The 13,973-nt window shown below is 71.1% G+C and carries 10 protein-coding genes and 1 riboswitch; of the genes, 8 read left to right on the top strand and 2 right to left on the bottom strand.

The window, feature by feature from the left end; genetic code table 11:
* A partial coding sequence (locus tag ACLQ20_RS09650) for a family 43 glycosylhydrolase (RefSeq protein ID WP_425855068.1) occupies positions 1-1,217 on the bottom strand: 1,217 nt, incomplete at its 3' end.
* 425 nt (positions 1,218-1,642) lie between these two features.
* Here ACLQ20_RS09650 and ACLQ20_RS09655 point away from each other — a divergent pair.
* Entirely contained in the window at positions 1,643-4,966 is a 3,324-nt protein-coding gene (locus ACLQ20_RS09655) for a beta-N-acetylglucosaminidase domain-containing protein (RefSeq protein ID WP_425855070.1), read from the top strand.
* Between the two features lie 19 nt (positions 4,967-4,985).
* On the opposite strand, the gene ACLQ20_RS09660 is transcribed toward ACLQ20_RS09655, so the two are convergent.
* Positions 4,986-5,759 (bottom strand): GntR family transcriptional regulator, encoded by a 774-nt coding sequence (locus ACLQ20_RS09660; RefSeq protein ID WP_151452717.1) that lies wholly within the window; start codon positions 5,757-5,759, stop codon positions 4,986-4,988.
* 160 nt (positions 5,760-5,919) lie between these two features.
* On the opposite strand from ACLQ20_RS09660, the gene ACLQ20_RS09665 reads away from it, so the two are divergent.
* The 7 genes from ACLQ20_RS09665 to ACLQ20_RS09695 all read left to right on the top strand — a co-directional run bounded on the left by ACLQ20_RS09665 (position 5,920) and on the right by ACLQ20_RS09695 (position 13,303).
* Positions 5,920-7,191 carry an ABC transporter substrate-binding protein gene (locus tag ACLQ20_RS09665; protein ID WP_151452718.1) on the top strand — a complete coding sequence of 424 codons (1,272 nt, stop codon included), beginning with the start codon at positions 5,920-5,922 and terminating at the stop codon, positions 7,189-7,191.
* Complete coding sequence (locus ACLQ20_RS09670) at positions 7,170-8,120, top strand: carbohydrate ABC transporter permease (protein ID WP_225851932.1); 951 nt, start codon at positions 7,170-7,172, stop codon at positions 8,118-8,120. The genes ACLQ20_RS09665 and ACLQ20_RS09670 overlap by 22 nt, the downstream gene beginning before the upstream one ends.
* Complete coding sequence (locus ACLQ20_RS09675; protein ID WP_151452719.1) at positions 8,121-9,017, top strand: carbohydrate ABC transporter permease; 897 nt, start codon at positions 8,121-8,123, stop codon at positions 9,015-9,017.
* The gene (locus ACLQ20_RS09680; protein WP_151452720.1) at positions 9,014-9,943 is read left to right on the top strand and encodes an N-acetylglucosamine kinase; all 930 of its coding nucleotides are present in this window, start codon (positions 9,014-9,016) and stop codon (positions 9,941-9,943) included. Before ACLQ20_RS09675 ends, ACLQ20_RS09680 begins: the two co-directional genes overlap by 4 nt.
* Before the next feature lie 47 nt (positions 9,944-9,990).
* Positions 9,991-11,184 (top strand): hypothetical protein, encoded by a 1,194-nt coding sequence (locus ACLQ20_RS09685; RefSeq protein WP_425855071.1) that lies wholly within the window; start codon positions 9,991-9,993, stop codon positions 11,182-11,184.
* Entirely contained in the window at positions 11,177-11,926 is a 750-nt protein-coding gene (locus ACLQ20_RS09690; protein ID WP_327028159.1) for an SIS domain-containing protein, read from the top strand. Before ACLQ20_RS09685 ends, ACLQ20_RS09690 begins: the two co-directional genes overlap by 8 nt.
* Positions 11,927-12,208: 282 nt before the next feature.
* Positions 12,209-13,303 carry an N-acetylmuramoyl-L-alanine amidase gene (locus ACLQ20_RS09695; protein WP_225851933.1) on the top strand — a complete coding sequence of 365 codons (1,095 nt, stop codon included), beginning with the start codon at positions 12,209-12,211 and terminating at the stop codon, positions 13,301-13,303.
* A gap of 341 nt (positions 13,304-13,644) precedes the next feature.
* Positions 13,645-13,859: riboswitch (cobalamin riboswitch) on the top strand.
* The last annotated feature ends 114 nt before the right edge of the window (positions 13,860-13,973 follow it).

Genomic DNA, 13,973 nt, shown 5'->3' on the forward strand with positions numbered 1-13,973 from the left:
GCCCTGATCTGGCCGTCGGCCTGGATCTGGATCAGCTCGGACCTCCCGTCGTCGTCGAGGTCGGCGAAGCGCACCCGGGCCGGGTCGGTGAAGGAGGTCCCGATGACCGCGGCGGCGCCGTACGGCATGTTGTCGAAGCCCTTGTAGTTGTGCCAGGCCTTGATCTGCCCGTCGGCCTGGACCAGGGCGATCTCGGCGCGGCCGTTGCCGTCGAGCGAGGACTTGCGGCTGCCGCCCTGCACCGGGAGGCCGTTGACCCAGCGGAGGTTGATCGAGTACATGTGCCTGCTGCCGTCGGCGACCGCCGCGTGCATCACGACCTTGTCGCCGCCGCCCAGCCCGTCCTGGGCCGTCACGACGTCCGCGCCACCCGGACCGCAGAGTCCCGTGTCGGCCTGGGTCATGAAGGCGTTCGGCGCCGGCGTCCAGGGGCCGATGACCGTCGGCGCCGTGGCGTACGACGTGTAGTAGCCGCAGCTGGCGAAGGACCCACCGGAGTAAAAGAGCACCATCTTGTCGTCACGCTGGACCAGGTCCGGCGCCTCGATGATCTGGCCTGCCGCGACGGTCAGCATTGCCGTCGTCGGACCGACCAGGGCGGTGCCGTTGTTGGTGACCTGGCTGACCCAGAGCGTGGACGGCCGGTTGATGGCGTTGCCGTCGTTCTTCCAGGTGAGGTAGCGCGTTCCGTTCCGCGCGACGAAGGTGTTCGCGTCGATCGCGCCGCCCTGGCTGAGGGGGCAGATGAGCGGCCCCGATCCGTAGGGCACGAACCCACCGAGCGGCGAGGACGCGAGCGCCACACCGATGCACTGACGGCCAGAGGCGGCGTCCTGGGCCGTGTAGGTGAGGGTCAGACTGCCGTCAGGGTTGGGGTGCACGTCGGGTGCCCAGGTCCTGCCGGCGACGGCCCAGCTGCCGGGTCCGCCCGGCATCGCGTCACCGAGGACCTGCCACGGCCCGTCGATGGTGGGCGCGCTGGCCACCGGGAGGTGCCTGAAGTCGTTGGTGGCGTAGGCGTACCAGGTCTGGCCGATGCGGACCACGTCCGGGTCTGCGAACCCTTGTGCGATGAGCTTTCTGGGACCTTCGGCTACCGCGGTGACGGCACTCGGGCCCGCCGCGACCGGCGCGGCCGGCACGACGAGGGCGACGGAGGCAAGCGCTGCGAGCATGGCCGCGTGGGCCTGGCCGCGGCGGATGGGCGGGATACGCATGGCGATCTCCCTTCGGGGTCGGCCGTCGATGTCCACGGCACGACCAGATACCGGCCTAGGCCAGTATCGTGAAGTCCGACCGAGTCGATGTCAATGGCTCGCTACGCGCAGCGACCCGGACCAGCGCTGTCGTACGACGGTAGGGGGTTGACGTGACCGGGTGTGGCATGGATCCTCGTCATCGGTATAGACCGGTCGGCCACAACCGATCCCACGCGCGGATGCCAGCCCGGCCCGGACGATCCTCCGGGAGCCCCTTTCGCGCGGCCGTCGGCTCCGACCCCGACGGCCGGCCTCGTCCCTGCTGACTCGACCAGACCGGCGGTTGCCATGTCGGCCGGTCCTCGCGGTGGTCCGCTCACCGCACGCCACGCCGGACCCTTTACGGAACCACGGCTGGCCCAAATCGCATGAGTGGAGGTTCGATGTTTCTGTTGCGCTCGTTTCGCGGCTGTCGCCGCACCGGCGTGTTGGCCGGATCGGTCGTGCTCGCCGTTGGCCTGGTGAACCCCGTGCCGGCTCGGGGGGAGGCCCAGGCCCCTGATCGGGTGGGCGTGGCGCGCGTCCTTCCGACGCCGCAGCGCGTGCAGGCGCGTGCGGGATCGGTCGTCCTGCCCGACCACGTCGACGTCGTCGCGGGTGCGGCCGCCGATCCGGCCGCCCGGCAGTCTCTCGTGGACGTGCTCGACGCGCGCGGGGTCACCGCCAGGGTCGTCGGAAGCGCGGACATGTCGACATCGCGTCCGGTGATCCTCCTCGGCGGCCCGAACGAGACGTCGGCGAGCGTCGCCGCGCTGAGTGCCCTCGGGGTGCAGGGGCCAGCGGGACTGCCCGGTGAGGGGTACGTGCTGGCGGCCGGGCACGATCGGCTCGGGCGACCGCGGATCGTCCTCGCGGGGGTGGACGGCGCGGGCACCTTCTACGCGGTCCAGTCGTTGCGTCAGCTGCTCGTGTCGCGAGGCGCCCGGGTGGCCGTCGACGGCGTGGCGGTGCGCGACTGGCCGGGTTACCGGATCCGTGGGGGCATGGAGTCGTTCTACGGACCCGTGTGGTCGCAGGAGGACCGGCGCTCGCAGATCGAGTTCCTGGCCCGGCACAAGATGAACCAGTTCTTCTACGGGCCGGCGGACGACCTGCGTACCGGATCGCACTGGGACTCCCTGTACGACGAGGCGGAACTGGGCCGGTTGAAGGAGATCCTCGACCTGGCGACGTCCCGTCATGTCGATTTCGTGTACCGGATCTCGCCGGAGGCGCCCCTGGCGCCGGGCAGGGGGATCTGCCACGTACGCGACACCGATCGGGCCAAGTTGCTGGCGCGTCTGGCGCAGTTGTGGGAGATCGGGGTCCGCAGCTACGTCATCGCCTGGGACGACGTGTCCGGAAACTTCGCGTGCCAGGAGGACCGGGACGCCTACCAGGGCGATCCGTCGCCGCTCGCGGCGGCCCAGGCCGGGGTCACCAACCTGGTCCAACGCGAGTTCATCGAGAAGCGCCCCGGCGCCAGCCGCATGGTGACGGTGCCGACGGAGTACTGGGGCATGACGCCCACGCCGTACAAGAACCGGTTCGACGAGTTGCTCAGCACCGAGGTCGACCTCTACTGGACGGGCTCGGAGGTGGTCTCGCCGCGCATCACCGAGGACGACCTGCGGGCCGCTCAGGGCGTCTGGCCGCGGCACCGGATCATGATCTGGGACAACTACCCGGTCAACGACTACAGCCCCAACCGACTCCTGCTGGGCCCACTGGTGAACCGCGACGCCGGCATGGCGGACGACGTCCTGGGCATCTCGTTCAACGGACTCGTCCAGCACCAGGAGGCCTCGCAGATCCCACTCGGCACGCAGGCCGACTACGCCTGGAACCCCGGGGCCTACGACGCCGAGCGCTCATGGACGCGGACTCTCGAGATCATCGGCGGCGACGCGTACGCGCAGCTGCGACTCTTCGCGGAGAACAACAAGGCCAGCGCCCTGGACAACACCGCGCGGCCCCAGTTCGCCGCGCTCGTCAACCGGCTCATCGCCGACTACTCGGCGGGCCGAGCGGTGGACGCCCAGCTCGACCAGCTCGACCGCGAGCTGCGCCGTCTGGAGGAACTCCCCACCACGCTGCGGGCGCAGCTCGACAACCCTCTGCTGCTCAAGCAGATCGAGCCCTGGCTGGACCGGGTCGGCACGACCGGCCAGGCGGGCCGGGCGGCGCTGGCGATCCTGCGGGCGCAGGACCGGGGGAACGGCGAAGCCGCCTGGCTGGCCCGGCGGGAGCAGGCGCGTGCCCGCGGCATCCTCGACAGGACATCGCACCAGATCAGCCCCGGCCCGGTCGACGAACTGCTCAGCTTCGCGGCCGCGCAGAGCGACGGCTACATCGGTGACCGCTGGTACGGCGACCTCGGGGCCCCCACGGGCCTACCGGCTGCCGCCCAGGGGTCCGCGCTGGGCAACCTGACCGACCGGCGCGACGACACGGCCTACGTCGCGGCCGGCAAGCCGCAGGACGGCGACGCGATCACGGTTGCGATCACCAAGCCGCACCGGCTGTCGGCGGTGACCGTGGTGCAGGACGCGACCGCTCCCGCCGACGGCGTGATCCAGGCGCTGGTCGACGGCGCCTGGGTGGATCTCGGACCGCTCGCTGACGGGTTCACCAAGGTGCCGGCGGGAGACCTCTCGGCCGGCGCGGTGCGGATCCGGTGGGCGTCGGGCAGCGCGGCCCCGCGCGTCTACGAGATCGTCCCGCACTACTCCGACGTGTTCAGCGGTGCCGTCTCGGTCGATCCGCCCGGGTCGCTGATCGCGCCGGGGGAGACGAAGCGGTTCCAGGTCGCCGTCGAGGTGTTCGCGGATCACCGGCTCAGTGGACGGGTGACCGCCACCGGCCCGGACGGCTGGACCGTCGACCCGGCGACGCAGGTGTTCCGTGCCCGGCCGGATGGCCGGACCATCGTCGCGAGCGTGCCGGTGAAGGTGAGCGTACCGGCCGGCGCGGAGCCGGGGCGCCACCAGGTCACGGTGGCCTTCAACGAGGACGGCGCGCCCCCGGTGAAGGTGTCGCTGCCGATCCTGGTCGGGCAGCAGAGCTACCCGAACCTCGTGACCGGGGCGGACCCGGCCGGCTACTGGCGCCTCGGCGACCCGGCCGGCTCAAGCACCGCCGTGGACAGCTCCGCCAGCGGACGGAACGGGACCTACCTCGCCGGCGCCCAGCCGGTCGCCGAGGGCGCGATCACCGGTGACCGGGCGGCGGACCTCTCCGCCGGCTACATCGAGGCGCCGCGAGGCCCGCGGACCGACCTTCAGGGCGCCTTCACGTTGGAGGCGTGGGTGAAGCTCGACAGGCTCGCCCCGGCGCCGGGGCAGGCGGTCATCGAGAGCTACTCCGGGCCGGCGGTCAACGGTTACGCCCTGCGGGTGACCGACGGCGTCCTGCAGGCGTGGTCGCTCGGCGCCGCCGGGAAGGGGCACGGCCTCGTGACCGGCCGTACCCGGCTGACGGTCGACGAGTGGCACCACGTCGCCGCCGTCTTCGACGGATCGCGACTGACCGTGTACCTCGACGGCGTCGCGGACAACAGCGTCGCGACGTCGGTGCCGCCCGGCAGCGGTACGGCGAGCGTCAAGCTCGGTGGCCGTGGGGACGACACGTCCCAGCGGTTGCAGGGTGACCTCGACGAGGCGGCGATCTACGACCGCGCCCTGACGGCAGCCGAAATCGAGGCGCACCATCTCACCGGTCTGCGCTGACCGGCCCTGCGGATGCGCGTCAGCCGCCCTGGGACGGGGGGCTGACGTGCATCTGGATGGCGTACCGGTCGCCGCGGTAGAGCGAGCGGCCGTACTCCACGACCTTGCCCATGTTGTCGACCGAGATGCGCTCTATCAGGAACGCCGGGGTGTCCTCGCCGACTTCGAGCCGTTTCGCCTCGGTGCCGGTCAGCCGGGCGATGGTGACGGTCTGCCGGGCCGATTCGAGCCGCACCCCGAAGACACGGCCCAGAACCTCGTACAGCGAGTCGTCGCGCTCCATCACCTTCAGCAGGCTGGGGAACCGTGCCGCGGCGAGGTTCGTCCGCTCCAACGCCATCGGGATGCCGTCCGCCGTGCGGATCCGCTCGATGTAGTGGGTCGGGTCGCCCGGGGCGATGTCGAGGTTGGCGGCGACCTGGCGGGCGGCCGGGCGGGTGCGGGCGCGGTACGACTTGGCACCCGGTGTCATGCCGCGCATCCGCATGTCCTCGCTGAACGAGCGGAAGATCTCCGAGTGGGTCAGCGTGGGGTGCTGCACGAAGGTTCCACGCCCGGGCACGCGCCGGACCATTCCCTTCGACTCCAGCGCGTCGATGGAGCCCCGGACGGTCATCCGGGCGACTCCGAACCGTTCGGCGAGGACCCGCTCCGAGGGGAGCAGCGCACCGTCCCGCGAGTTCAGGACCATGGCGGTGAGGACGTCCCTGATGTGCTCGCCCTTGCCGCCGTTGCGCTCCGCCGGCAGGGACTCAAGGGCCCCGTCGCTCGGCTCATGTCGCGTCCTTGGCACGAACCAGTTCTCCTTCCTACGCAATTCAAGCCATCGTACGGGCAAACGCCCGGACGGCTGGTGAGGTCGGCGTAACCGTTGACCTCCGGTCTATACCAGTATTAGCCTCGGCTGGTCCGCCACGTCCAGCGGGGTGGCGGCCACGACGATCGGAGATGCGATGCCCAGAAGACGCGGTGTGCTGGGGGCGGCAGCGCTGCTCGCCATCACCCTTACTGCGTGCGCGCCAGGCAGCGGGGGCGGCGGCGACGACGCCGTCAACCTGAAGGTCTGGGGCTGGCGGCAGGAGGATGTCGCGGCATACAACAAGATCTTCCAGATCTACGAGAAGGCCCACCCGGGCGTGACGGTGGAGTACCTGCCCTACAAGAACACCGAGTACGACACGATCCTCAAGACCGGCCTCACCGACTCCAGCGGCCCCGACGTCGCGCAGCTGCGCTCCTACGGGCTGCTCCAGCCGCTGGTCGCCGCCGGCAGCCTGGTGCCCCTCGACGACCAGGTCGACAAGCTCGGCGGCTTCCCGAAGCCGGTCCTCGACGGCGCGAAGGGCGAGAAGGACGGGCGCGTCTACGGCGTTCCGTTCGCGCTCCAGACCCTGCACGTCATCTACAACAAGAAGATCTTCGCCGACAACGGCATCGCCGCCCCCACCACGTGGGCGGACATGATCGCGGGCTTCGACAAGCTCAAGAAGGCCGGCGTCACCCCGCTGGCGAACACCGTCACCGACAAGTGGATGCTCCCGATCGAGCAGGAGATCTTCGGCGCCACGACGTACGGCGGCCCCGACTACCTGACCAGGATGCTCGACGGCTCGGCGAAGTTCACCGGCACGCCCTGGGTGAACTCCCTCGAGGCGTGGAAGAGCACCCAGAAGTACTGGCCGGCGCAGGCGTCCGGGGTGAGCTACGCGGACGCGCAGGCACTCTTCACCTCCGGCCGGGCCGCCGCGTTCCCCGGCGGCGTGTGGGAGATCGCCGGGTTCAAGAAGGCCAACCCGCAGCTGGACCTGGGCATCTTCAACGTGCCGCCCGCGCCCGGCGCGGCGGTCGACAAGACGCTGGTCCCCGGCTACGTCGACGGGTCGTTCGGCGTCTCGGCGAAGTCGCCCCGGCGGGACGCGGCTCTGGAACTCGTGCGGTGGATGGCGACCGAGGAGTTCGGCCGCGCCCTGGCCACCGAGCTCCACCAGATCTCCGCGGTGCCGGGCGTCCAGCCGCAGGACGAACTGCTGGCCCAGGCACTCCGGGAATACCAAGCGAACCCGAGTCCGTACGTCACCTACGCGTACTTCTCCGGCGGCACACCCACCGGCTGGGACCTCGCCTCCGAGGCGTTCTCCGACTACGTCCTCGGTCGACGCAGCGCCGCTGACACGGCCGCCCACGTCCAACGAGGGGTCGATCAGTGGTTCCGGCCCAAGAACTGACGGTCCGTCCTGCCCGGCGGTCACGCCGCCGGGCGGGACGGGTCTCGGCAGGGTGGATCACGACCTTCTGCCTGCCGGCCCTCGCGCTCTACGGCCTCTTCGTCGTGGTGCCGCTCGTCACCGCCTTCTACTACGGGCTGTTCCACTGGGACGGCACCCGGCAGGGGGAGTTCGTCGGGATCGGTAACTACCAGGAGGTTCTCGCCCGCTATCCGTTACGCGACGAGATCCCCGCCGCGCTGGGGCACAACGTCCTCTTCTTCGTCGGCACCATGGCGATCCAGAACACCGTCGGACTGGGCCTGGCGGTGCTCCTGCACCGCAATCCCTGGGGCAAGCGGCTGTTCCAGACGCTCTTCTCGCTTCCCTACCTGATCAGCCCGCTGATCGTCGGGTACATCTGGTCGCTCCTGCTGAGCCCCACCTTCGGCCCGATCAACTTCGCGCTCCGCGCGGTCGGCCTGGACGCATGGGCGCGTCCCTGGCTCGGTGAGCCGGACCTCGCCCTGCCCGTACTGATCCTGGTCAACGCCTGGCAGTGGATCGGCGGACCGATGCTCATCTTCGGCGCCGCCCTGGGCGGCATCCCCCAGGAGCTGGAGGAGGCGGCCGCGATGGACGGCGCGTCCGCGACCCGGGCGTTCTGGAGCATCCGGTTCCCGCTCCTGATGCCGGCGGTCGGCGTCATCACCGTGCTGACGTTCATCGGGTGCTTCAACATCTTCGACCTCGTCTACGCGCTGGGCGGCTCCGACGGCGGACCCGGCGGCGCGATGGACGTGCTCGGCCTGCTCTACTACCGGACCGCCTTCCAGGGCGGCAGCAACGCGATCGGAGAGTCCTCGGCGTTGGCCATGCTCATCTTCGTGTTCATCTTCGGGGTCTCCCTGGGCCTGGAGCGGGTGCTGCGCCGCCGGGAGGTCCACTAGATGACGACCCTGCGCGCCGCCCCCCGCACGGCACAAAAAGCCAGGGGCGATATTGAACCTCCGCGTGGCACCCGCCAGCGTTCGCTGCTGCGCACCGCCGGCGGCCAGTTCGTCCTGTGGGCCTACGCCGCGATCGCCTTCGGCCCGCTGCTGCTGGTGCTGATCGGATCGCTGCGGAGCAACGCGGAGATCCTCCAGGCACCGGTCGGGCTGCCCAGCTCGTTCGACCTGAGCAACTACACCCGGGCCTGGCAGACCGCGTCGATCTCGACGTACTTCGTCAACTCCCTGACCGTCACCTGCGCCTCGGTGGCGCTGTGCGTCAGCGTGTCGGCGATGGCCGCCTACGCCCTGTCCAGGTGGAAGTTCCGGGGCCGCGCCCTGCTGGCGGCGTTCTTCCTGTCCGGGTTGATGATCCCCGCGAAGCTCGGCCTGCTGCCGGTGTTCTACATGTTCCAGTCGATGGGTCTGATCGACAGCCGGATCGGGTTGGTGCTGCTCTACGCGGCGAGCGGAATCCCGTTCTCGATCTTCGTGATCATGGGCTTCATGCGGGGACTACCCGGTGAGCTGGAGGAGGCCGCGCGCATCGACGGGGCACACGAGGGCCGGCTGTTCGTGTCGGTCGTCCTGCCCCTGATGCGGCCGGCGCTCGCGGTCGCCACGGTCTTCCAGTTCGCGCCGACCTGGAACGACTTCTTCTATCCGTTGGTGCTGCTGCGCAGCGGGGACAAGTACACCGTCCCGGTCGGGCTGACCCGGTTCTTCGGCGAGTTCGCCGCCGACCGCGGCACCCTCTTCGCCGGACTCGTGATCGCCCTGGTGCCGCTGGCCGTGGTGTTCGCCCTCGCGACCAAGCAGATCGTCGCGGGCCTGACCGCAGGGATGTCACGTTGACGACGACGATCACCATCGACGGCGGCAAGTCGGAGCTCCGGCTGCTGCTACGCGCGGCGGCGGGCCGCCAGCTCGGCGTCGGCCCGGGCTTCTCCTACCAGCCCCACGAGGACGGCGTCGACCGGATCCTGGCCGCGGTTCGTGGCGCCGCGGCGACGATCTCCCTTCCCGAACAGGTGGCGGGCGTGGTGGCCGGCCTGACCGGCGTGCCGGGGGAGTCGGCGGAACGCCGGCGCCTCGCCCTCGCCCTCGAACGACAGTTCGGCGGTCCGGCCGTGGTCGTGGAGGACAGCATCCTCGCGCACGCCGGCGCTCTCGGCGGCCCCGGCGTACTGCTGTGTGTCGGGACCGGAACGACCGTGCTCGCCGTGGACGCTGACGGCGACCACGCCCGGCTCGACGGATGGGGTCCCCACCTCGGTGACCGGGGCAGCGCGCACGCCATCGGGCTGGCCGGAATGCGCGCCGCGACCGCGTCGTACGACCGGGTGGGGCCGGCCACCGGGCTGGCCGACCGCCTCGTCGCGGCGCTCGGCGGCGTGGACCTGGCCGCGCTGCAGCGGTACTACCGGGACCCGGCCATGATCTCGCGTACGGCGGCCTTCGCCCGCGAGGTGCTCGACGCGGCCGCCGGGGCCGACCCGGTGGCGGGCCGGATCTGCGCCGGGGCCGCGGCCGACCTCGCCGACGCGGCACAGGCGGCAACCGAACGGCTCGGTCTCGGCGGGCCAGCCCGCCGGGTGTCCTTCAGCGGACGGCTGCTGACGCCGGGTAACCCTCTTCACCAGGCGCTGTCGGCCGAACTCGAGGCCAGAGGGCTGCCCCTGGTGACGCCCAGAGCGGAGCCGCTCGACGGCGGTCCGGCGCTCCTGAGCGGTGCCGCCCCCTACGCGCGCCTGCTGGCGCGCCAGGGCGGCGACGCGTGAGGGCCGGGCACGGGGTGGCGCGACTCGAGGTCGTGCCGGGGGAACCCATGGGTGGGTACGCCGACCGCTCGGACGGCGTGCGGAACGTGCTCGACCCGCTGGAGGTCCATGTCGTGACCTTCGCCGACGAGGGCCACCGCTTCGCCCTGGTGGTCGCGGACCTGATCTGCGTCAACGTCGACGTCGTCGACCGGATCCGGGCCGCCATGCGAGACGTCGGCGTGCAGTCCTGCTGGGTCGCCGCCACCCACACCCACGCGAGCCCCGAGGCGGGCTGCAGCCCTGGCGGCGACGCCACGCCACGGCACGTCGCCGACCGGCTCGAAGCCGCGTCCCTCGTGGCCGCGCGGTCTGCCGTGGCGTCCGAGCGTGCCGCCCGACTCGGCTCCGCCCGCACGCTGGTTCCCCAACTGGCCGGTCACCGTAACGTCGCTGATCCGGCTCCCCTGGACATTCCCGTCGACACCATCGTGGTCACCGCGGGCACCGAAGTGGTGGGGCTGGTCGTGGTCTCACCGGTCCACCCGACCATCCTTCCCGCCGACAACAACCATGTGAGCGCGGACCTCAACGGCGGCATCCGCCGGGCGCTGGCCACGCCGGACCGGTGGGTGGTCGTCGCCACCGGTGCGGCCGGCGACATCAGCACCCGGCACACCCGTCAGGGGCGGGGGCTCGACGAGGCGGACCGGCTCGGCGCCTGGCTGGCCGACCGGGTCGAACCGGTGTCGCCGCGCGTCGGCGAGGGTGCGGTGCCGCCGGTACGCCCGCCGGTCGTGCGGACGGTGACGCTCGCGCCGAAGCAGCCGGCGGAACTCGACGTCGCCGTGCGTCAGACCCCGCCGCCGGGGGGCGGGAACGAACGCATCCACCGGGTCATGCAGCAGGGGCTGCGGATCGCGGCGGAACAGGCCGCCCGGCAACGCACGGAACCGTACGTGATCGACGTGGAGGCGGTGGACCTCGACGGCGTCACGGTCGTGGCCGTTCCCGGCGAACTGTTCCTGGAACTGGGCGAGACGATCCGGGCCGCGGCGCCGGACCAGGCACGGGACGTCGTGGTCCTCGGCTACGCGAACGGCTACCTCGGCTACCTACCCGCCCGTGACACGCAGCCCTGCTACGAAACCTATGCCAGTCCGGTCACCTCGGGCAGCAGCGAGATCGTCGTCGAGGCCGCAGTGGCGGCCGTCGCGGCGGCCGTCGGCAACCGGGACCACTCCAGGAGGATCAATGCCTGAGCCTGCCTACGCCAACATCGCCCGGACCGCACTCGAACAGGTCCTGTCAACGCAGCTCGACGCCATCGAGGCAGCGGCCGGGCTCGTCGCCGACGCCATCGCCGCCGGTGGTGTCCTGCAGGCGTTCGGGACCGGCCACTCGCGGATCGTCACCCTCGAACTCGCGGGGCGTGCCGGCGGGCTCGCCGCCGTCAGCATGCTGGCGGTCAAGGATCTCGTGATGTTCGGTGGCGCCGAGCCGGGGCCGATCCTCGATCCGACGTACGAGCGCGAGCCCGGCCTCGCCGAGCGGATCTACCAGCTCGCCGCACCCTCCGCGCACGATGCCTTCCTGATCGTCTCGAACTCCGGAATCAACGCCGCCGTCACCGAGATGGCGGTGCTGGCCCGCGAGCGCTCCCATCCGATCGTGGCGGTCACCTCACTGGCACACACTCGCTCGGCCGGTGCCCGTGCGACCCAGGGACCGCATCTCGCCGACCTGGCGGATGTGGTGATCGACAACCAGGCGCCGGCGGGGGACGCGGCGCTGGAGATCACCCCAGGAGTTCGGATCGGGGCGGTCTCGTCGTTCACCGGAGTCCTCATCGCGCAGCTACTCACCGAACTGGTCTGCCGCCGGTTGCTGGGCCGCGACATCGACCCGCCCGTGCACGTATCCGCGAATCTCGCGCAGGGCGACGCGCACAACCGCGTCCTCTACGAGCGGTACCGCGATCAGGTCCGCCCGATCGAACCCTGATCGGCCGGGACGAAGGCTCCGGGGGCGTGAGCCTCCCGGTCGAGTTGGCCCTTCAAGCGGGCCGTCGACCGGCTCGGTGGGCCGGCGGATCGGTGTGAGTGGGTGCTCGCCTGGGCGTGGGATGCGGTCGCGGCACGACGGCCGTGCGACCGCACCCACGCTCAGCCGGCCAGCGGTCGGGCTCGGCGGTCCGGCGGGCCGTAGGAGGAAACCTTCAGATCTCAGATCAAGGGCCGTAGACATCTTTCATGTTGTATCGATGTCCCGCTATATTGCCGAGCAGTGTCGATCTCTCCCGATGACGAGGTGCACATGTTCGACAACCCGACGCTTCGGCGGCGTACCCTGTTGGCGGCCGTCGCTGGCGCCGCGGCCGTCCCCATCATCGCCGGCCCCGCGTGGGCGGCGTTGCCGAAGGTCTACATCGACCCGGGCCACGGCGGCACCGACCCCGGCGCGGTCGGCAACGGGCTGCAGGAGAAGGCCCTGACGCTCGACATCTCCCTGCAACTGCGCAACATCCTGCTGGCCAACTGGGCCGTGGACGTCCGGATGTCCCGCACGACCGACATCACCCGCAGCCTGGCGTACCGCACCGACGACGCCAACGCGTGGGGCGCGAACCTGCTGGTGAGCGTGCACATCAACTCCGGCGGTGGCACCGGCTTCGAGAGCTACCGTTACCCGACGTCGGACGCCGCCACCGTCAATCTGCACAACGCCCTGCACCCGAGGGTGATCGGCGGCATGCGGACGATCGGTGGGGTCACCGATCGGGGGCTGAAGACCGCGAACTTCCACATGCTGCGCGAGTCGGCCATGCCCGCGGTGCTGACCGAGAACCTCTTCATCGACTCCGTCGCCGACTCGAACCTGCTCAGGCGCGCCGACTTCATCACCGCCACCGCCCGTGGCCACGCCGAGGGCATCGCCGCCTACCTCGGCCTGAGCGCCCCCAACCCGCCCACGTTCAGCACCATCGTGGACAACACCACGGCGGGACGGTTCACGGCGAGCACCAACTGGGGGACCTCCTCGTACTCCGCCCAGCGCTACGGCGCCGACTACCGCTTCGCCAACCCCACGCTGGCCAGCGACTCCGCCTGGTTCAAGGTGAACATCCCGGCGGCCGGCAACTACCGCGTCGAGGTGCGGCACCCGGCCGACCCCGGCTACAACAGCTCGGCCCCGCACGTCGTCGTCACCGCCTCGGGCAACCGCACCGTCAACGTGGACCAGCGCTCCAGCGGCGGCGTCTGGCGCTCGCTGGGCACCTTCGGGCTGGCCGCCGGCGACCGTAACCTGGTCGCGGTCAGCCGCTGGACCAGCAGCACCGGCTACGTGGTGGCCGACGCCGTCCGGGTCACCCGGGTCTAGGAACGCTGCCGGGCTGAGGCCGGGCGTTCGGCAGGCGTCGCCGCGCCACGCCTCGCGGCCCTCCTCCACCGCCACCAGCGCGCCGACAGACCCACCCGAACGTGATCAGGACGCCATGGACGTGACCCGGCGGCTTTAGGGTCCATGGCGTCCTGATCACCGTTTGCGGGGCGCGGCCGGCAGAGAGCTGCGGCAGAGAGCGGCACCGCGTCGCGGTGCGCCGGTGCGCGGGTCGGTGCATCGACGCGGGCTTCTGGCCGGCGATCGACGGGCGTGACCCGCGCCGCCGACGACACGCCCGGGACCGACATGTGGGGTGTGACAACGGCGCCAACCCTATATATGGTGTCGGCGCAGCTGGTTCGGCCGCTCATCCGGAGTGGTCGAGGCAAGAGGGAACCCGGTGGGAATCCGGGACTGCCCCGCAGCGGTGAGTGGGAACGACCGCCGTCATCAGCACTGGGCCGCCAGCGGCCTGGGAAGCGACGGCCAGTAGGAGACCGGCGAGTCCGGTCGCGCCCGCGAGTCCGAAGACCTGCCAGTGCGCCGTACGCCCGCTTCCGGGTGTGTGGCGGTCCGAGGCCGCGTGGGACGGCCGACGCCATCCCGACGCGTTGCCCTGCGGCGCGTCGTCGTCGGTGTCCGCTCCCCGCGTGCCCAGGAAATCCGT

Origin of the sequence: Micromonospora sp. DT46, from assembly GCF_049841735.1 — a bacterium.
In the GTDB taxonomy this organism is placed as follows: Bacteria; Actinomycetota; Actinomycetes; order Mycobacteriales; family Micromonosporaceae; genus Micromonospora; species Micromonospora reichwaldensis.

Coding starts and splice junctions, on each gene's coding strand:
- ACLQ20_RS09685 (WP_425855071.1), top strand. CDS start 9,991: ATGGGTGGGTACGCCGACCGCTCGGACGGCGTGCGGAACGTGCTCGAC.
- ACLQ20_RS09675 (WP_151452719.1), top strand. CDS start 8,121: ATGACGACCCTGCGCGCCGCCCCCCGCACGGCACAAAAAGCCAGGGGC.
- ACLQ20_RS09665 (WP_151452718.1), top strand. CDS start 5,920: ATGCCCAGAAGACGCGGTGTGCTGGGGGCGGCAGCGCTGCTCGCCATC.
- ACLQ20_RS09690 (WP_327028159.1), top strand. CDS start 11,177: ATGCCTGAGCCTGCCTACGCCAACATCGCCCGGACCGCACTCGAACAG.
- ACLQ20_RS09655 (WP_425855070.1), top strand. CDS start 1,643: ATGTTTCTGTTGCGCTCGTTTCGCGGCTGTCGCCGCACCGGCGTGTTG.